Source organism: Methylosinus sp. PW1 (assembly GCF_000745215.1).
Taxonomy (GTDB): Bacteria; Pseudomonadota; Alphaproteobacteria; order Rhizobiales; family Beijerinckiaceae; genus Methylosinus.
In genome coordinates this window covers 280,862-300,209 of the sequence record NZ_JQNK01000009.1, presented here as the reverse complement: position 1 = coordinate 300,209, position 19,348 = coordinate 280,862, and the positions used below count along the sequence as shown (strand labels likewise).

The 19,348-nt window shown below is 65.5% G+C and carries 18 protein-coding genes, 1 tRNA gene and 1 pseudogene; 3 read left to right on the top strand and 17 right to left on the bottom strand.

Annotation, left to right across the window (positions count from 1 at the left end):
- The first annotated feature begins 68 nt into the window (after positions 1 to 68).
- The 3 genes from K369_RS10830 (at position 69) to smbP (ending at position 4,663) form a co-directional block, all read left to right on the top strand.
- Positions 69 to 144 (top strand) — tRNA-Phe (locus tag K369_RS10830).
- 320 nt (positions 145 to 464) lie between these two features.
- Complete coding sequence (locus K369_RS10825) at positions 465 to 4,142, top strand: HAD-IC family P-type ATPase (protein WP_084570641.1); 3,678 nt, start codon at positions 465 to 467, stop codon at positions 4,140 to 4,142.
- A 170-nt stretch (positions 4,143 to 4,312) separates the two neighbouring features.
- Positions 4,313 to 4,663 (top strand): small metal-binding protein SmbP, encoded by a 351-nt coding sequence (gene smbP / locus K369_RS10820; protein ID WP_036294835.1) that lies wholly within the window; start codon positions 4,313 to 4,315, stop codon positions 4,661 to 4,663.
- Positions 4,664 to 4,695: 32 nt separating this feature from the next.
- On the opposite strand, the pseudogene K369_RS10815 reads toward smbP, so the two are convergent.
- The 17 genes and pseudogenes from K369_RS10815 to proS all read right to left on the bottom strand — a co-directional run.
- Positions 4,696 to 4,953, bottom strand: a pseudogene (locus tag K369_RS10815) (universal stress protein); the annotation flags it as partial.
- Between the two features lie 303 nt (positions 4,954 to 5,256).
- Entirely contained in the window at positions 5,257 to 5,916 is a 660-nt protein-coding gene (locus K369_RS10810; protein WP_051949207.1) for a hypothetical protein, read from the bottom strand.
- 124 nt (positions 5,917 to 6,040) lie between these two features.
- Positions 6,041 to 7,078, bottom strand: coding sequence for an AI-2E family transporter (locus K369_RS10805; RefSeq protein WP_036294829.1), 1,038 nt, complete (start codon positions 7,076 to 7,078; stop codon positions 6,041 to 6,043).
- A gap of 269 nt (positions 7,079 to 7,347) precedes the next feature.
- On the bottom strand, positions 7,348 to 8,127 hold the full coding sequence (gene amoC, locus K369_RS10800) for a bacterial ammonia monooxygenase, subunit AmoC (protein WP_084570639.1): 780 nt from the start codon (positions 8,125 to 8,127) through the stop codon (positions 7,348 to 7,350).
- A gap of 172 nt (positions 8,128 to 8,299) precedes the next feature.
- Positions 8,300 to 8,740 (bottom strand): DUF1178 family protein, encoded by a 441-nt coding sequence (locus K369_RS10795; protein WP_036291071.1) that lies wholly within the window; start codon positions 8,738 to 8,740, stop codon positions 8,300 to 8,302.
- The gene (gene grxC, locus K369_RS10790; protein ID WP_036291069.1) at positions 8,737 to 9,009 is read right to left on the bottom strand and encodes a glutaredoxin 3; all 273 of its coding nucleotides are present in this window, start codon (positions 9,007 to 9,009) and stop codon (positions 8,737 to 8,739) included. Before grxC ends, K369_RS10795 begins: the two co-directional genes overlap by 4 nt.
- Before the next feature lie 70 nt (positions 9,010 to 9,079).
- Entirely contained in the window at positions 9,080 to 9,832 is a 753-nt protein-coding gene (locus K369_RS10785; RefSeq protein ID WP_036291067.1) for a ComF family protein, read from the bottom strand.
- 4 nt (positions 9,833 to 9,836) lie between these two features.
- Complete coding sequence (locus K369_RS10780; protein WP_036291064.1) at positions 9,837 to 11,705, bottom strand: potassium transporter Kup; 1,869 nt, start codon at positions 11,703 to 11,705, stop codon at positions 9,837 to 9,839.
- Between the two features lie 18 nt (positions 11,706 to 11,723).
- Positions 11,724 to 12,296 (bottom strand): pyridoxamine 5'-phosphate oxidase family protein, encoded by a 573-nt coding sequence (locus K369_RS10775; RefSeq protein ID WP_036291062.1) that lies wholly within the window; start codon positions 12,294 to 12,296, stop codon positions 11,724 to 11,726.
- A 28-nt stretch (positions 12,297 to 12,324) separates the two neighbouring features.
- Complete coding sequence (locus K369_RS10770; RefSeq protein ID WP_036291060.1) at positions 12,325 to 13,500, bottom strand: GTP-binding protein; 1,176 nt, start codon at positions 13,498 to 13,500, stop codon at positions 12,325 to 12,327.
- Between the two features lie 7 nt (positions 13,501 to 13,507).
- On the bottom strand, positions 13,508 to 15,052 hold the full coding sequence (locus K369_RS10765; protein ID WP_051949206.1) for a D-alanyl-D-alanine carboxypeptidase family protein: 1,545 nt from the start codon (positions 15,050 to 15,052) through the stop codon (positions 13,508 to 13,510).
- Between the two features lie 321 nt (positions 15,053 to 15,373).
- On the bottom strand, positions 15,374 to 15,748 hold the full coding sequence (locus K369_RS10760; RefSeq protein ID WP_156967849.1) for a hypothetical protein: 375 nt from the start codon (positions 15,746 to 15,748) through the stop codon (positions 15,374 to 15,376).
- A gap of 26 nt (positions 15,749 to 15,774) precedes the next feature.
- Positions 15,775 to 16,167, bottom strand: coding sequence for an energy transducer TonB (locus K369_RS10755; RefSeq protein WP_036291055.1), 393 nt, complete (start codon positions 16,165 to 16,167; stop codon positions 15,775 to 15,777).
- A 129-nt stretch (positions 16,168 to 16,296) separates the two neighbouring features.
- Positions 16,297 to 16,605, bottom strand: coding sequence for a hypothetical protein (locus tag K369_RS10750; RefSeq protein WP_036291053.1), 309 nt, complete (start codon positions 16,603 to 16,605; stop codon positions 16,297 to 16,299).
- Between the two features lie 90 nt (positions 16,606 to 16,695).
- Complete coding sequence (locus K369_RS10745) at positions 16,696 to 17,268, bottom strand: RES family NAD+ phosphorylase (RefSeq protein ID WP_036291051.1); 573 nt, start codon at positions 17,266 to 17,268, stop codon at positions 16,696 to 16,698.
- Positions 17,268 to 17,609 (bottom strand): antitoxin Xre/MbcA/ParS toxin-binding domain-containing protein, encoded by a 342-nt coding sequence (locus K369_RS10740; protein WP_036291049.1) that lies wholly within the window; start codon positions 17,607 to 17,609, stop codon positions 17,268 to 17,270. Before K369_RS10740 ends, K369_RS10745 begins: the two co-directional genes overlap by 1 nt.
- 95 nt (positions 17,610 to 17,704) lie before the next feature.
- Complete coding sequence (gene proS, locus K369_RS10735; RefSeq protein ID WP_036291046.1) at positions 17,705 to 19,252, bottom strand: proline--tRNA ligase; 1,548 nt, start codon at positions 19,250 to 19,252, stop codon at positions 17,705 to 17,707.
- Positions 19,253 to 19,348 lie beyond the last annotated feature (96 nt).

The following is a 19,348-nucleotide window of genomic DNA, read 5'->3' as shown; positions in this document are numbered from 1 at the left end:
CTTTTGGGGTCTAGACAAGGCCGGCGGCACTTTCTATAAGCCCGCTCTCGGCGTCGCGAGGCGCCTAGGCCCAGGTAGCTCAGTTGGTAGAGCATGCGACTGAAAATCGCAGTGTCGGTGGTTCGATTCCGCCCCTGGGCACCACTCCCGCCTACGATAATCCACGCTAGACCAGACAAATCGACGGGTTGGCGCGCGCGAGCCATTTCGCGCCCCTCGCGCGGCGCGCTGCTGGGCCGATTCCGAGCCGGGGTCCCCCCGCGCCTCCTCATCGCTGCTCTCGCTCACGCCGAGGCCTCCCGGTAGGGGCGGGTCTGCGGCCGAGAATGGCGCGATCCTCTATCCGATGTTCGCATCGATGCGATATCTAGAGTCCGACGCGGGCGGGCCTTTCACGAGGCGCCCGTCCTGAGCCGTGGCGCGCATGGGCGCGGCATGGACTCGCTGCGAAAGGCGGCGCTCTCATGACAGAGCCTGTGGAGCGAGGCGAGGAGGCGGGACCGATCCGGCGGAGCGCGGCGCATTCTGCGCCCGGCGCCGATACGCGACCGTGGCATTCCCTTTCGGTCGACGAGATGATCGAAAGCCTGAAGACGGATCGGAACGGGCTGGATCCGGCGGAGGCCGATCTGCGTCTCGCGGCCTATGGACCGAATTCGCTGCCGACGGCAAAGCCGCGCGGCGCGCTCCGCCGTCTGCTCTCGCAATTCCATGATCTGCTCATCTATATTCTGCTGGCGGCGGCCGTAATGGCGGCTCTGCTCGCCCATTTCGTGGATGCGGCCGTCATCCTGCTCGTCGTCGTGCTCAATGCGATTATCGGCTTCATTCAGGAGGGACGCGCGGAGAAAGCGCTCGACGCCATCAAGGGGATGATCGAGCCCAACGCTTCCGTTCTGCGCGGCGGCCATCGCATGACTGTGCGAGCGGATCGTGTCGTTCCCGGCGATATCGTGCTGCTCGAGGCGGGGGACCGCGTGCCGGCGGATCTGCGGCTCGTTCGCGCGCGCAATCTGAAGATCGAGGAAGCGGTCCTCACCGGCGAGTCGGTCGCCGTCGAAAAAGGCATTGCGCCCGTCGACGCCGCCGCGGCGCTCGGCGATCGCACGTCCATGGCCTATTCCGGCACTTTCGTCGTCGCAGGGCAGGGCATAGGCGTCGTGGCGGCGACGGGGCTGTCGACGGAGCTCGGGCGCATCAGCGCCCTGCTGGGCGCGATCGAGCCGCTGACGACGCCTCTGGTGCGGCAGATGAGCCGCTTCGCTCGCCAGCTGACGATCGTGATTCTGTCGGTCTCCGCTATCGTCTTCGCATTCGCGACCGGAATACGCTCCTATCCCTGGACGGAAGCCTTCATGACCGTGGTCGGGCTCGCGGTGGCCGCTATTCCGGAGGGCCTGCCCGCGGTGATGACGATCACCCTCGCCATAGGCGTCCAAAGGATGGCGGCGCGCAACGCCATCATTCGGCGGCTGCCGGCGGTCGAGACGCTGGGATCTGTCTCCGTCATCTGCTCGGACAAGACCGGCACGCTGACACGCAACGAGATGATAGCGCAGACGGCGGTGACGTCGGCGGGCGCGGTCGAGACGACCGGCGTGGGATATGAGCCGAAAGGCGCGCTGCTGCGCGAGGGGCGCAAATTCGACGCGGTGGAAGACACTGTGATGCGAGAGCTGGCTCTGGCGGCGCTGCTGTGCAACGACGCCGCTGTTCGGCGGAGCGGCGCCGATTGGATCGTCGACGGCGATCCGATGGAAGGAGCGCTCGTCTGCTTCGCGGCGAAGGCGGGCCACGAGATCGATGCGACACGCGAGTGGTTCGTGCGCGTGGACGAAATTCCTTTCGACTCGCGGCATCGTTTCATGGCGACGCTGCATCGAGGCGATGAGAACGAAGCCGTGGCCTATGTGAAGGGCGCGCCCGAGCGCGTGCTCGAGATGTGCGCGTTTCAGCAGGGGCCGCGAGGGCCTGAGCCTCTCGATAAATCCTATTGGTCGGCCGCGGTCGAATCCCTCGCGCGGGAAGGTCAGCGCGTGATCGCGCTGGCGGCGAAGGACGCGGCGGATTTGGACGAGCTCGGCGCGGCCTTTGTCGAGAGCGGGCTGAGCCTGCTCGGCGTCATCGGCTTGATCGATCCTCCGCGCGTCGAGGCGATCGCGGCGATCGAGGAGTGCGCGAACGCCGGCGTCGGCGTGAAGATGATCACGGGCGATCATGCGGCGACCGCGAGCGCTATCGCGCAGCGCGTCGGCCTCTCTCATCACGATGCGGTGGTGACGGGAGAGCGGCTTTCGGAGCTGAGCGGCGAGGCGTTCGAGCGCGTCGCCCGCGAGACGACTGTGTTCGCGCGCACGACGCCCGAGCACAAGCTGCGGCTGGTCGAGGCTCTGCAGTCGCAGGGCCATGTCGTCGCCATGACGGGCGACGGAGTCAATGACGCGCCGGCGCTGAAGCGGGCCGATGTCGGCGTGGCGATGGGACGAAGGGGCACGGAGGCGGCGAAGGAGGCGGCCGAAATGGTGCTCGCCGACGATAATTTCGCGTCGATTGTCGCCGCTGTCGGCGAGGGACGCACGGTCTACGACAATTTGAAGAAGGTCATCGGCTGGACGCTGCCGACCAATGGCGGCGAGGCGCTGGCGATCGTCGGGGCGATTCTCGTCGGGTTCACCCTGCCGATGACGCCGGTGCAGATTCTCTGGATCAATATGGTGACTGCGGTCGGCCTGGGATTGACTCTCGCCTTCGAGCCGACAGAGCCGGATGTGATGCGCAGATCGCCGCGCGCGGCCAATGAGCCGGTGCTGTCCGGCTTTCTGATCTGGCGCGTCGTCCTCGTCTCGCTTCTGTATGTCGTCGGCGCATTCGGCCTGTTCTTTTGGGCCGAGGAACGCGGCCTGCCGACCGAGGAGGCGCGCACTATCGTCGTCAACGCGATCGTCATAATGGGAATTTTCTATCTCTTCAGCATTCGTCGGCCGTTCGCCGCGTCCTTTCCCTGGACGGGGCTTCTCGAAGCGCCGGCGGTCATCATCGGCGTCGTCGCGATCACCATCGCTCAGATCCTCTTCACCTATGCGCCGTTCATGCAGAAGATGTTCGACACGCGCCCGATGTCGCCGCTCGAGGGCGCGGCTGCGATCGGCGTCGGCGTCGGACTCTATCTCGTCCTCGAGCTCGAGAAATTCATCCAGCGGAGAATCCGCGCCCGCCAAATCATAGCCGGCGATGTCACGACGACGGCGCCGTCGAGAGCGCGCGTGGCGAGGCCGACCTCACTCTATCGGGAGCGGCCGTTCTGGCGGCCGGCGGCCGGCGCGGTCGCCATCGCCGCCATCGCCGCCGGGCTGCTCTATTGGGGCTCGCGCGAGAGGCCGTCGACTTTCGCGGGCGTCGTGAATGCGACAGGAGTCGTCGATGCGCTCGCCTCCGAGCCGCTGCTGGCGCGGGCCTCCGGCGTCGCGGAAGCGGTCTATTGCGCGCGCGGCGACAAGGTGAAGGCGGGCCAGCTCTGCGCGAAGATCGACCCCGCCGCCTATCGCGCCATGGTCGCTCGCCGGACAGCCGAGTTGGCGGAGGCGACCGCGCGGCTCGAGCGAAACGAAAATCATCTCGCGCGCGCGAAGACCACGCTGCAGCGCGCTCGAGGCGAGGCGGGGCGTGGGGCGGCCTCACGCCGCACCATCGCCGCGCCCAGCGCCGCGTTCGAGCGTGCGACGGCGCGCGTGGCGCAGAGCGAGGCCGAGGTCGCGCGACGGAAAGCGGCGCTCGGCGCGGCGGAGACCGCGCTCGCGAGCACGGAGGTCGTCTCGCCGGTCGATGGCGCGATCGTCTCGCGCAATGTGGAGGTCGGCGGCAAGGTCGACGCCGGCGTGACGCTCTTCCAGATCGCCGCCGATCTCTCGACAATGCGTGTCGCGGTCGATGTGAGCGCGAAAGACGCCGAGCGTATCGGGGTCGGCGACGTCGTGTCCTTGAAGGTCGAGGCGTTTCCCGATCGCGCCTTCGAAGGAAAGGTGACGCAGATCGCAGACGCGCCGGCGGAGCGAGGCGGCGGCGAGATCATTGTCACCGCGTCGAATCCCGATCTCGTGTTGACGCCGGGAATGGAGGCGAAGGTCGAAATCATGGTCCGCTGACGCCGCGTCTCTCACCAAACGCGCGGCGCTCATGAGCGAGCGATCGAGTGGGCCGGAAGCGGGGCGAGGCGCCGGCGGCGCAATTCTTTTCTCCGGCGGCGGTCTGCGTTTCACGCGGCGACGCGCGTTATTCGTTCGGGCGCGGCGGGCTCTTTCAGAAAGGACCGGAGATGATCACTCGCAGATCGTCGATCGCCATTGCGGCGCTGTGGCTCGCGCTGCTCGTCGCTCCGCATGCCTCGCTTGCGGCGGAACATCTCACGCAGACGATTCGGGAAACGACGGAGGCGATCCAGGAGGGCAGAAGCGGATATTCCGCATCCCTCGTGGAGCACGCCGCCAATGCGCTAGATCACGCCAAGGCCGCGCAGAGGACGAAAGCGAATCCGCACGTCGAGACCGGAATCCGACATCTTCAGAAGGCGATCCGAACGGCGCGGGGGACGCATAGCGGCCCCCGCGCCGCCGCTGCGGTTCGACACGCCGAAGCGGCGCTGACTCACTTTCAAGCGGCGCGTTGACGGACGAGATCGGCGCCTGATCGGCGAGCCGATCAGGCGGCGACGAGCATGTCGCAGGGCGGATTGTGCAGATAGGAGCGCGTTCGGCTTCCGCCGCCCGTGGCGAAGCCGGCGCCGCTCATCCCCATGACCAGGAGATCCGGCTGTGATCGTCGGAGAATTTTCGCTATGCCGGCGTCGACGTCATTGCGCTCGAGCATCGGAACGATGCGTGGAAAGGCGCCGCCGCCATGATCTTTCAGACGGCGCGACTCCTCCTGGATGTCATGCTCCAAACGATCTTTCGGCGCGAAGAGCGCGCCTCGAGCATTCGCCGGCGAACTGCGTCGCTCGCTCGAAAGCGCGGTCGCTGTGAGCGCTCAGGTCGAGCGCCAGGAGAATGCGCTTCATGAGGATCGCCGCCTCGGTCGATCAGAAAAAGCTTGGTCGGAGGGAGCGATCGTCTAAGAGCTGTCGAAAGCCGCCGTCGCGCTTTCAATGCGTTTCGCCCGTATTAGATAGCCGAGGAACGGCCAGAGCGATTGCTATTCGGCTCGAGCCGGAACTCCGCGTTACGTCGATATTCTCGCGGCCTTTCTTCGCCGATAGGAGCTTCAGCCCGCCGCGTCGGATAATTTGGTCTTCTCCTTATGCGTCGTCCACCACAGCGAGGCGCCGACGAGGAGCGCGAAGACGAGCACGATGGAGATGACCGTCAAAATCAGCGCCGATTGCTGAATCCAGGCGATGATCGGAATCGAGATCGCCAATACGAGGCCGACCGCCGAGGTCTGCCAGGTCGAGGCATGTATGCCGGCGAGCACGGTTGCGAGGGCCAGAATGGTCATCAGCGTGATGCCGGCGGCGTTGTTGTTCATCACATCCTGCACGCGCGGCAGATAGATGACGTACATTGCGACGAGAACGGCCAGCCAATGCGCGGCTTGAGTCCAGACGAGCCTTATTCGCGCCTCGCGATCCTCGGTCCGGCGCCAGCCGGTGTGAATGCAGATGACGGCGTAGAGGGGCGTCAAAATCTCCCAATAGACCGGCGTCATCTCGCCCGTGAAGGTCGCCATGCCGATTCCGAAAACGGCGGCCAGCAGCATCACGATATAGGGAAGGTCGATTTTCAGGACATGCAGGAACAGCGCCGGCGGCGGCTCCTGCGCGATCTCCTCGACCTCTTGCTCGACTCTGTAGAGCCAGCCGGCTCGCGGATCGCGCTTCGTCTCGGAGGCGGCGTCTCGTCCATCTTCGTGACCATTCGTCATCGCTCTGCTCTCCGGCTGCGGGCCTCGCCGCTCTGAGCGGAAGCTCGACATTCGAGGAGGCCTTGAAAAACATGGCGATCGACGAGAGCTGCTTCAATATGGCGGCGCGCGAATTCCGCGACGGTCAATGGCCGGCTTCGGCAGCGTCGGCTACCAGCCATTCCCGCCATATGGCGAGCAGCACCGCGAGAATCAGCGGGCCGAGGAATAGTCCGACGAAGCCGAAGGCGAGCAGGCCGCCCATCACGCCGAGGAAGACGACGACAAGAGGGATGTCGGCCGCGTTGCTGATGAGCAGAGGCTTGAGAATATTGTCGGTCGGGTTGACGATGAGCGCGCCCCAGGCGAGCAGCCCAATGCCTGCGCCGATCTGATCGGTGAGAAGAAGCCAGACGCCGAGCGGCGCCCAGATCGCCACTGTTCCGACGAAGGGGATGAGCGCGGCCAGCGTAGTCAGCACGCCCAGCAGCACGGGCGGTCCGGCGCCGAGGAACGCATAGCCGACGCCGGCGATGAATCCCTGCGCCATCGCGCTGACGATCAGCCCCGACACGACAGCATTCGAAGTGGTCTCGACGGCCCGGAAATATTGATCCGCCGTTTCCCCGACGACTCGACGGAGCCCGGCGCGGATCTGCTCGAGCATGAGGTCGCCGTCGCGGTAGAAGAAGAACAGCGCGATCGTCATGACGCCGAATTGTGCAATGCTGCGGCCGACCGCGCCGACGACCCCGGCGAGCTGGCGCATCCAGGGCTCCAGCCATTCATTGATCTGCTGCTTGCGAAATTCCGGATTGTTCACGAGATCGTTCAGCGTGGGGCCGATCACCGGGAGGCGCTTGATCGCCTTGGGCAGGACCAGCGGCTCGTCCGCATATTTGGTCGAGATATCGCGATAGGCGGCGACCGCCTCGCTCTGCAGATCGATCAGCAGCAGCGACACTGGAACGACGATGAGGACGATCAGCAGTATCGTCGTGACCGCGGCGGCGAGATTGCGCCGCTGTCCGCAGAGGCGAAGGCAGCGGCGATTGGCGGCGTCCGTGGCATGAGCGAGAATGGCGGCCCATACGAGCGGCGCCCAGAAGGGGCTGATGACGAGAGCGCCCAGCCCGATCATGCCGGCGAGCAGGATGAGACCGAATATCTGTCGATTCTGCATGTCGTCTCCGGCTGCGCGTTCAGCCTTTTCGGCGCGCGCCGAGCAGTCGGATATCTCGCGCGGCTTCGGGGCCGCGCCAATCATACATGGATGCGAGCGCGTCTAACATAGCCATGCGCCGCATCTCGGCCCCGTGTGACTGAAGATCGCTCGCGGCGGGCTCACATGCTGCCGCCCCTCGAGCGAGGGGCGGCAGCTTTTCCACTCTGGTTCCCTGGGAGCATCATGGAGTCAGAGCCGGCACGCTCTTGCGAGTTCCGTCGAGCGCCTCAGTCGATGATCGCCTTCACGCCGTCTTCGCCCAGCAGGCGTTTCATGTTCAGCAGAATCTGCGCGGTCACGCCGAACACGGCGAGCGCCATCCAGCCGAAGAACACGAAGCCCCAGTGCAGCGGAGCGACGAACAGTTCCTCCATGAACCAGAAAGTGTGGCCCCATTCGTTCAGTCCGACATTCGGAATGATCATGAACGGGCCGATCGTCAGGATCAGAAAGGCCAGCGAATAGCCCTTGGAGAAATAGGGCAGCCTGGTCTTGGCGTAGAAGAACGAGCCGACGCCGACGATCGAGTAGATCGGATAGCTCAGATAGAACTCGATGATATGGCTGGGCGTGAAGTCGGTGTCGCGGATCACCGTCATGTGCCAGGTGCCGTCTTGTTCCGTGAAGAAGCTCGCGCCGAAGTAGATCGCTATGCCATAGACGACGAGCCATTGCGCGAGGCAAACCCAGCGGCGCAATTCTTCGCGCGTGCTCAGCGCGGCCATGTCGCGCGTGCGCGTCTTCCACAGATAGCCGGCGAGGCCGAGGCCGGTGACCAGCTCCAGCGGAATCTCGGTCCACAGCATCGTCAGCCAATAGGTCTGGAATTCCGGAGCGAAGGAATCGAGACCGGCGCGCCAGCCGTAAATCTGCTCATAGATTCGAATGAACAGATAGAAGGCGACCAGTCCGCCGGCGGCGATCCACATAGGCTTCAGATCGACGATGACGACGTCGGCGCTGTCGGTCGCGCCGGCTTTGCCGGCTGCTTCTGTCGTTAGACTCATGTTTTTCTCCTCGAGCTCGGCTTCGCGTCTCGGTTTTTCGCAAAGCCCGGCTCAAAGGGATAAGAGCCGTGTTCTCAAAGAGAAAGTGCAGATTATTCATTGGGATATGACGGAATTTCAGCGGCGCCCGACATCGAGAAGCGCCTGCGGCGCAATTCGTCGAGGACGAGCCTCAGTGGCTGTCGTCGGGCGGGCCGGGGAGCGGCAGGATTTCTATGCCCTCCTCGAGCAGCGCCTTGGCTTCCTCGAAGCTGGCGCGTCCGCGAATGGGGCGGTTCTCGGCCTCGCCGTCCTGCATCCGCCGCGCCTCGTCTGGGAAGCGGTCGCCGACGTCTTCTGTCGCGGCGACGACATGTTGGCGCAGCTCCTGGATCATCGCCCGCAGCGCCGCATGGCGCTCGTCGAGCAGAGCGGGGACGCCCGCCTCGTCCTCACGCGCTCGGGACGAGCGGCGGGCCACATTCGGCGCCATGATCGCCTTGGCGACCTGCGTCGAATTGCAAAAGGGGCAGCTGACCGCGCCTTGCGCAGCCTGCGCGTCATAGGCTTCGCTGTCGCGAAACCAGCTTTCGAATTCATGTCCTTCCGAGCAGATCAGCCGGTAGAGGATCACGGCGCCGGCTCGCCCGCGGCGAGCAGCGGGTCGAGCTCGCCGGCGCCGTCCAGAGCGTAGAGATCGTCGCAGCCGCCGATCGGCCGGCCGTCGATGAAAATCTGTGGCACTGTGGTCCGGCCCTCGGCCAGCCGGCTCATCTCGGAGCGCTTCTGCGCATCGCCGTCGACGGCGATCTCTTCATAAGCTGCGCCTTTGATGTCGAGCAGCTGCTTGGCGGCGCGGCAATAGGGGCAGGTTCTCGTGGTGTAGATGACGATCTGCGGCATGACGGTTCCGTGACCTTTCGCGCGCTCTTATAAGCGCTTCCGGCGCATGGCTGCAACGGAGGCCTTCGCTTCAGCTCTGGCCGACGACGCGGGCGTAGACCAGCACGTCGACGCGCGTCGCTCGCGCCCGCAGCAAGACGCGGGCCGCGGCGTTTGCCGTCGCGCCGGAGGTCAGCACATCGTCGACGAGCACGATGTTGCGGCCTTCGATCTGAGGCTTTTTCTCCTCGCGCAGGCGGAAGGCGCCCTGCATGTTCGCCGCGCGCTGGCCGCGCGTCAGCCCCACTTGCGGCGGCGTCGGCTTCACGCGCTCCAGCGCCAGAGCCTCCACCGGAACGGCGCTCTCCCGCGCGATCACATGGGCGAGCGCCGCCGATTGGTTGAAGCGCCGCGACAGCAGCCGCATTCGGTGCAGCGGAATGGGGACCAGCAGATCGGCGTCCGAAAGGATCTCGGCGCCGGCGCGCGCCATCCAGCGGCCGAGCGGCTCGGCGAGCTCCAGCCGATCATAATATTTCAGCCTGTGGGCGAGGCTGCGGGCGCGGTCGCTGTCATAGCGCACGACGGCCCGCGCCCGCGTGAAGACGGGCGGATCGGCGGCGGCCTCCAGCGAGATCATGCCGGGGCCGAAATCGCGCTCGAAAGGCGTGCCCAGCCGCTCGCAATAGGGCTGCTCGATAAAGCCCATCTCGCCCCAGCAGCGCGGGCAGAGCGCGCCATGGCTCGCCACCGCCCGGCGGCAGACGAGGCAGACGGGCGGATAGACGACATCGAGAAGGCGCGTCCCGAGGCTTCCCAGCAGGCCTGCAGCGCGCGCGAGCATGGTTCTAGACCTCGACCTGGCCGCCGAGCTCCACGACGCGGCCGGGCGGGATCTGGAAGAATTCCGTCGCCGGCAGCGCGTTACGGTGCATGAATTGGAAAATGTGGATGCGCAGCCTCCGCCAGCGCGAGCGCCCGAGCGGCGTCACGGTGAGCCGGCCGACGAAGAAGGAGGTGTTCATCATATTGAAGGTCAGCGGGCTCGATATGGTGTCGAGCATCAAGGCGCAGGGAATGTTCGGCTGCTCCATGAAGCCGTAGTTCAGCTCCATCGCATAGAAATGATCGTCGAGGGACTGGGTCTCGACGCGCCGAGCGCGATCGACGCGCGGCGTGTTGGCGGTGGCCACATGCAGCAGCACGATATGCTGATGCAGGACCTTATTGTGCTTGAGATTATGCAGCAGCGCGACCGGCACGACGTCTGTGCGGCTGGTCAGATAGACGGCGACGCCGTCGACGCGCGGCTTGCCGTGGAATTTGGCGACGAAATCGGCGAGTGGAAACGTGTCGCGCTCGAGCGCCTTGCGCATGGCCTCGAAGCCCTCGCTCCAGCAGCTCATCAGGAAGAAGAGGATGGCGGCGACGACGAGCGGAATCCAGCCGCCCTCGAAGAATTTGATGAGATTGGCGGCGACGAAGGCGACGTCCACGACGAGAAACAGGCCGCCGACCAAAAGGGCGAGCGGCAGGCTCCAGCGCCAGATGGAGCGCATGGCGATGAACATCAGCGCCGTCGTCAGCAGCATGGTCAGCGAGACCGCGATGCCGAAGGCGGCCGCGAGATTCTCCGAGGAGCGAAAGGCGAGGGTGAGGACCAGAGTGAGCGCCATCAGCGTCCAATTGACGAAGCCGACATAGATCTGGCCGTAGCTCTGCGCCGAGGTCTGCGTGATGGCGAGGCGCGGCGACAGGCCGAGCTGGATCGCCTGTCGCGCCATGGAGAAAGCGCCGGTGACGATGGCTTGGCTCGCGATGACGGTGGCGACGGTGGCGAGAGCGACCAGCGGCAATTGCAGCGGGGCAGGGCAGAGATCGAAGAAAGGATTCTCCGTCACGGAGCCCTCGACGAGCAGCGCCGTCTGGCCGGCGTAGACGAGGACGAGCGACGGCAGCACCAGCCCGTACCAGGCGAGGCGAATGGGGCGCCGCCCGAAATGGCCCATATCCGCATAGAGCGCCTCAGCGCCGGTGGCGCAGAGAAACACGGCGCCGAGCAGCAGAAATCCCTCGAAGCCATGGGTGAAGAGATAATGCAGCCCGACGCGCGGATCGACGGCGGCCAGAACGCTCGGATGCGCGATCACGCCGCGCGCGCCGAGGATCGCTATAGAGACGAACCAGAGCGCCATCACCGGGCCGAAGAGGCGCGAGATGCGCTCCGTGCCTTGCGGCTGCAGGGCGAACAGGCCGATGAGCACGACGATGGAGAGCGGAACCACATAGGGCGCGAGCGCGGGCAGGGGCGCCTTCAGCCCCTCGAGCGCGCTCAGCACCGAGATCGCCGGCGTGATCGCGCCATCGCCGAACAGCAGAGCCGCGCCCAGCATTCCGATCGCGATGATCGCCGGATGGCGCCCGTGCTTCATGCCGAGCAGAGACATCAGCGCGAGAATGCCGCCCTCGCCGTCATTGTCTGCTCGCATGATGACGGCGACATATTTGACCGAGGTGACGATGATCAAGGTCCAGACGATCAGCGACAACATGCCGAGCGCCGTCTCGGCGCCCACATGCCCGCCGGACCAGTCCATCGCCGTCTTGATCGTGTAGAGAGGGCTGGTGCCGATGTCGCCGAAAACGACGCCGAGTGCGCCGAGCGTCAAGGCTTTCACGCCGGTCTCGCCGGCGTGCGTCGCAGTCGAATTCGTCATGTGAGTTTCGCCTCGCGCCTATTCGGCGACCAGATCTTCGTTCTCGAGCAGGCCGGTGGGCAGCCCGTCTATGCTCTGCTGGTTCTTTTCCCGGCGATAGGCGTCGAGCGCCTGCTCGCCTTTCGACACGGCCCAGCGGTCGAGCCCGTCGCGCTCGCCGGCGTAATCATAGAGCGGCACGGCGAAGCCGCAGGACGTCTGCACGGATTGGACGTCGATCAGGATCATCTGCCGCGCGCCCGGCGGCTCCGTCCCGCCGAATGCGGAGCGCAGCAGCCGCGCATACTCCGCGCGGCCGCGCGCCAGCGCCCGGCCGCGGCCATAGAGGCGCAGGATCAACGGCGCGCCGTCGAGCGCGCAGAACATGAAGGTGAGGCGCCCATCCGCGCGCATATGCGCCGCCGTCTCATTGCCGCTGCCGGTGCGGTCGATATAAACGGCGGTCCGCTCGTCGATGAGGCGCAGCGTGTCGGCGCTTTTGGGCGAGACATTCACGCGCGAGGCGGATGCGGCGGAGGCGACGAAGAAGAGCTTCTGCTTCTCGATGAAGTCGCGATGCTGCGGCTCGATCGATGCGAAGAATTTGCTCATGACGCGCGATTCCGGTGCTTGCCCCGCGTCAGCCTAGCAGGCCGGCGTTTTTGGGGGCAAGCGGATTATCCTGCAGCGCAGCGGCGTCGGGCGTATCCGGCGCTGGTATGCCCGCGACGGCGGCGTAGAGCTTCTCGACGAAGGACGGGTCCAAATCCTTGACGATGAAGACGAGGCGCGTGCGTCGATCGGCGTCCGGCCACGCGGCCAGGCGATGCGGCGGATGGAAGACGTGCTGCACGCCATGCACGGCCACTGGCCGCTCGCGATCGTCGGTGAGGCCGACGATGCCCTTCACGCGCAAGAGATGCGGACCATGCGCCTGCCGCAATATCTCGACGAACATGTCGAAAGCCTGCGGGCTGAGCGGCGCGTCGCTCGTGACGCAGAAGGCGCGAATATGCGCGTCGTGGCGATTCACGTCCTGATGCGCATGGCCGTGGTGGTGGTCATGATCGTGATGATCGTGATCGTGATGATGGTGATGCGCCACGTGCGCCGCCGCGACCGCTTCGTCGTTCAGCCATTTGGCGACCTGCGGAATCTTGCCGGAGGCGTCATAGAGACCGCAGTCGAGCAGAGCGGCGGGGCTCGCCTCTCCCGTCGTGGCGATGAGCCGGCGCGCCGCCGGATTGAGCTGCGCCAGGCGCCGATCCAGCTCCTCGAGCCGGTCGGCTCCTTCGGCGAGGTCGGTCTTGGTGATGACCAGCCGATCGGCGACGGCGGCCTGCTTCACCGCCTCCTCATGCGCGTCCAGCGTCGCGGCGCCATTCACGGCGTCGACCAGCGTGACCACGCCGTCCAGCCGATAGCGCAGCGCGAGATAGGGATGCGACATGATGGTGTGGAGAATAGGCGCCGGATCGGCGAGCCCTGTCGTCTCCAGCACGATGCGCCGGAACGGGCGAATGCGGCCATTGTCCAGCTTGCGCAGCGCATCCTCGAGCGCCGCGACGAGATCGCCGCGGATCGAGCAGCAGATGCAGCCCGAGCTCATGACGATCATGTCGCCTTCGACATTCTCGACCAGCAGATGATCTATGCCGACCTCGCCGAACTCATTGATGAGCACGAGCGTGTCGGCGAGCTCCGGCGAGGCGAGCAGGCGATTGAGCAGCGACGTCTTGCCGGCGCCCAGAAAGCCGGTGAGGATCGTCAGCGGAATGGGCGGCGGCGGACGACGCGGCTCGGAATGCTCGGTCATTGGCGAATCATTGCTCATTGTCTTGGCGCGGCGGGGCGCGATCGCCGATCGCATGCTTGTCGTTCTTGGCTGAGACGCTCTTGCCCGGAGCCTTCGCCGGAGCTTTGGCGGGAGCCTTGGCCGACGTTTTGGCGGCGACATTCTTGCCCTGCGCCGGCTTGCCCTGCGCCGGTTTGGCGTGCGCGGGCTTCGCCGTCTTCGCGGGCTTTTCCGTCGCCTCCGCCTCGATGGCGGCGTCCTCCTGCGGCGGCGCTTTCGCCTTGGCTGTCTTCTTCTGGGCCGGCGCATGCGCGGCCTTTGCCGCCGCCTTGCGGCTGTGGCGCATGGAGAGCGCGTCCGGCGCCGGGCGGCTTATCGGCGAGGCGGCGGCGGCCGGCGGCTCATGGGCGTAGGCGGTGACGGTCGAGGGCGAGCCGACCGGCGTGCCAGGATCGCGCACGCCGGCGACCGGCCCCTCATAGCCGGGAGCGCGGCCGAGATAAACGGGCGTCGGCTCGAAGCGCGCGCGGGGCAGGGCGGCGATGGTCTTGACGCTCACCTGATCGGTCGAGCCATTCTCGCGCGGAATGGCGACATTCATATCCTCGACCTCGGCCATATATTCGGCGTTGGCCTTGCCGCGATGGCGGCAGACGCTGTCGCGCATATCCGGCGCCTGGCCGACGCCGAAGGTCGGCAGGGACGTCGCCGAGCCCGAGGGCGAGCCGGTCATGAAGGCGCGGTCCAGCAGCGAGGCGGCCTTGGCCGTGCGGGCGGCCGCCGTCGGCGCGCCGAGCACCACGGTGATGAGCTTCTGCCCGCCATGGGTGGCGCTGGCGACGAGATTATAGCCGGCGGGGCAGGTGAAGCCGGTCTTCATGCCGTCCGCGCCCGGATAGCGGCCGAGCAGGCCGTTGTGGGTCGGATGGATCTGCCGGCCGAGCTGCATCGCGCCTATGTTGAAAAAGCCCGCGGATTCGGGAAACTCCGTCAGCAACGCGCGGCCGAGAATGGCGAGATCGCGCGCCGAGGTCACTTGCCGATCGTCCGGCAGGCCGTTGGGATTGGCCCAATAGGATTCGCGCATGCCGAGCTTGGCCGAGGCGCGGTTCATTTCATCGGCGAAGGCCTCCACCGAGCCGGAGACGCCCTCCGCTATGGTGACGGCTATGTCATTGGCGGATTTGACCATCAGCATGACCAGCGCATTGCGCAGCGTCACCTCCGAGCCGACCGGAAAGCCCATTTTCGACGGCGCCATGGAGAGCGCGCGGGGCGAGACGATCATCGGCGTGTCATATTGAATGCGGCCGGAGCGCACCGCGTCCAGCGCCACATAGACGGTCATCAGCTTGGTCAGCGAGGCGGGATACCAGCTCTGGGTCGCCTGCTCCTGCTCGAGGACCTGGCCGCTGGCGACGTCGATGACGATGGAAGGGGCCGCCGACGCCCCCGACGCCGCGACAATGGCGGCGACGGCGAGAAAGCTGCGTAGGGTCGGTTTCGCGCTCATGTTCATCCGATCGGCCTCGACCTCGGCCGTCTTGGCGGCCGCGCGTTCGATTCGAGACATAGTCTCGCTCCAAGGACGGCCCGAATATGGGCCGAATGTGGCGTAAACGCGCTCTGCGCCGTTTCGGGACGCCGAAAAGCGCCGTTATGGACAACGGTTAGTACGCCCGGACGATCAAAATTCGTTCCAACTTCGGGCGCCGGCGCCCGGCGAGGGCGCGGCCCCGCCCGCGGCCGAAGCTCGGCTAGCTGGGCCGATCAGTTCTCCCGCCAATTCTGGTTGGGCAGAATGAAAAGCTGATATCGGTCGTAATAATTCAATTTGGATGCGACCGATAGGCGCGCGAGGTTTCGTCGTCCGCCGAGCCGCCCGCGGAAGCGGTCAATGGAAGCGGAAGGTCTGCTCGAAGTCGCGACAATCGGTGTCCATGTCGAATGGCGGCGGCGGCAGCTTCAGCGAGGTGATCATGCCCGCTGCGACCAGCGCTCGGGCGTTATTGTCGTAGTTCGCGAAAGAGGCTCTGGTGACGTGGCCTCTGAAATCGACATGGAATTTGATGGTCACTGTTCCACGTCCCAGATTGAGCCTCGGCGCGCGCTCGCGGAGCTGCTGGGTGACGGTCTGTATCCAGACCTTGTTTTCCGGGATCGCCATGCAGGCGGCCAGAGTGGGCCGCTCCGAGGGACCAAAGAGGAATTGCGCGAAGGCCGCCGGCGACACGCCGATCAGACAAAATACGATGATCGCTCGATACATGATGCGTGGCCTCCCGTCCGCCGGGCTCATGGATAGTAGAAGCTCTGCGAGAATAAGTGGCACTTGCCGCCGGCCGCCTTGCGGGCCGAGGCCGGCGGCGGCGGCAATTTGAGCGAGGAAATCGTGCTCAAGGCGAGGAGCGCCTGCTCGTTATTGCTGGCTTTCACGACCTGCGCATCGGCCACTCGGCCGGCGGCGTCGACGCAGAAATGCACGGTCACAGACCCATGTCCGAGCCAGAGGCGCGAGGTGTGTTCTTTGGTCTGACGGGCGATCGTCCTCTTCCATTGCTCATATTCCGCCGAGGCGGCGTCCCGCGCAGGGTCTCCCGTTCCGCCGAGCCCGTCGAAGATCGATTGGGCCGCCGCCGGTTGGGCGAGAACGAGCAGAAAGGCCAAAAAAAACGCCGCCGCTTTCATAAATTCGGTCCTCGAACGAAACATAGCGCCTGGAAATTCGCCGTCCGCGCCTTGTGATCTATGAATATCCGAACGCGTAGCGCGGTCAATAACGTGAGTGATTTCGTCGAGCGCCGGCCGGTTTTCCCGTCATTCGTTACGGTCATTTCTCGCGGCGCCGAGCGCGCCTCGTGGCGGGGCGACGCGATTGAGGGCGGTGATCGACAAAAACCCGCCGATCCAGGCGCCGAGCGCGGCGAACAGCACATAGGCCCAGTTGGATGTGTAGCTGATGACCGCGAAAGCGGAGAGCAGATACCACACGCTGCTCCAGCTCGCCGCCGCCACGCGACGGCGTTCGGAAACCGCGGCGTTGAAGAACACATAGACGGCGTCGGTCACGGCGGTCGAGAGGGCGACTCCCGCGGCGATGGCGGGCTCGAAAGGGGGGATGTCCATTGCTGCGGCCTCCGATCGGTCTCGTGTCCAATCGGCTTTAGATGGCGCGCTGAGCTGGGCAGGGCATGTCGCTCGGACGCTTGCTCCTTGTCAGGCGTCGGACGGCGGCTTAAAGCGATTGGCGCGACGCCATTCCGCCCAATCGATCGGGACTCCCGCGTCGGCGGCCGGCTCGATGTCGCCCGACTGCAATCGCGACGTGAAGAGCATCAGATTGCTGCAGGCCCATCGGGCGCTCGGAGCGATCAGCCCGTCGAAGCCGAGGAAAAATGCCGCGTCGGCGATGGCTTGCGTCTGGTCGTATTGACGCTCCTGATAGGTCGCGACGTCGACGCCGAGCGTCTTTAGCTTCAGCATGTCGGCGATACGCAGTGTCCTGGTCGCCCGCACGGTCAGCTCGTGGCAGTCCCATCGCGTCTTCGAAGGAAACACGGGCTGCGCGGACAGCAGCGCGCCAATTTCGGCGATTGCGCCGTCTCGCGCGAGCGATGTGTAGAGAATGTCGAACTCGCCATTGCACCATCGGCTTTGCGAGGGAAAGCCGAGTGTCGGATCGCGGCCATCCCTCACGGCGCGCCAGACTTTGCCTTCGAACGGCTCGCGGTCCATCGCGTCGATCGCATCGAGAAGCGCGAGATCGCGCGCCTTTCGCAACTCGGCCATCAGGTGTAGGCGCCCGAGTCGAGAGCGTCGATGATGGCGAGCACGGCTTGCGTCCGCCCCTCATTGATGATGTCGATCGCCCGCTCGCCGTTCAGCATGGGATGCTTGGCGTGCAGCCACAGACGCGTTTCGTCTGCGGTGTAGAAGTCCGACAAGCGATCGACGACATATCTCAGCTCGGCGATGACTGTCTGTGTTCGAAGATCGGGCGTCGCCTTGCCGCTCGACCATCGCGATACAGTGGCGGGCGATACGGCGACGATATTGGCGATATCCTTGCCCTGGAGACCGCCGTCGGTCTTGAGGTGATCGAGGATGCGGCTGACTGCGGTGGCGGCCATGTCTGGTCCTCCCAGATCAGAGACTTGCGTATCGATTTCATAATGTCAATATCTGGAAATCATACGCAATTGCCCGCGATGCGCGCCCGCCCGCGCTAATAAGCGCGAGCGATCAAAATCTCCTCCACCGCCGGCCGGCCGGTGAAGACGCACACGCCCTTCGGCGCGCTCTGCTGGAGCGGAATATTGCGCAGCGTCAGCTTCAGCGCCTTCAGCCGCGTCTCCACTTCCTCGAGCTCGGCGCCGGTCGGCCGCGCCCAGGGCGCGCGCACCCAGCCTTTGAAAGCAGCCGCAGCCTCGTCGTCCTCGGCCGCCTTGCCGAAATAATCGGCGATCTCGGCGAAGCTCGTCAGATCAGAGCGAATATTCGCCTCGAGCCGCGCCTTGGCCTCGGCGAACAGCGCCGCCTGGATTTCCGCCAGCAGGGCAGGGACCGCGCTCACGAATTCCGCGCGTGGCGTCGCCGTCGAGACGATCTTGTCGCCCTCGCGCAGCCGATCGCGGCGGATCAGCGTCACAACGTCATTGGCGGCGTCGCGCGGGCCGATCTCGAGAATGATCGGCGCGCCCCGGCGCACCCAGTCCCAGCGCTTATTGGCGGCGCGCGCCGGCTTCTTGTCGACGATCGCGCGCAAAGGCGCGCCGAGCGCGAAGAGCCCGTCCAGCTCGCCCTTGAGCCTGTCGCAGAAGGCGAGCACCTCGGCGTCCTCGGGCTTCTCGCGCAGCATGGGCACGATCACCACCTGACGCGGAGCGATGGCGGGCGGCAGGCGCAGCCCGTCGTCGTCGCCATGGGTCATGATCACGCCGCCGATGAGCCGCGTCGAGACGCCCCAGCTCGTCGTGTGGCAATATTCGAGCTCGCCGCTCGCGCTCTGGAAGCGGATATTCTGCGCATGGGCGAAATTGGTTCCGAGATAATGCGAGGTGCCGGCCTGCAGGGCCTTGCCGTCCTGCATCATCGCCTCGATGGAATAAGTGTTCACGGCGCCGGGAAAGCGCTCATTCTCGGGCTTCTCGCCGGCGATCACCGGCACGGCGAGCGCATCCTCGACGATTTGCCGATAGACCTCGAGCATTTTGCGCGTCTCTTCCCGCGCGTCGGCCTCGTCGGCATGGGCGGTGTGGCCCTCCTGCCAGAGGAATTCGCTGGTGCGCAGAAAAAGCCGCGTGCGCATCTCCCAGCGCACGACATTGGCCCATTGATTGATGAGCACGGGCAAGTCGCGATGCGAGGAGACCCAGCGGCGGAAGGCGTCGCCGATGATCGTCTCCGAGGTCGGCCGCACGATCAGCGGCTCCTCGAGCTTGGAGTCGGGATCGACGACGAGCTTGCCGTCCACCGCCTTCAGCCGATGATGGGTGACGACCGCCATCTCCTTGGCGAAGCCTTCGACATGGCTCGCCTCCTGAGCGATGAAGCTCATGGGGATGAACAGCGGAAAATAGCAATTGTCGTGGCCGGTCTCTTTGATGCGCCGGTCGAGCGCGCCCTGGATCAGCTCCCAGACGCCGTAGCCCCAGGGCTTGACGATCATGCAGCCGCGCACCGGGCTCGTCTCGGCCATATCGGCCTCGGCGACGATGGCCTGATACCATTGCGCGAAATTTTCTTCTCTCGTGACCGACAGAGCGCGTTTCATCTTTGCCCTTGGGGATTCGATTCCGGTGTTCGAGCGCAGAGATAGCCCAAGCCCGCCGTCATGGCGAGCGAGGCCGCGCTTTTCCGCCTATTCCGG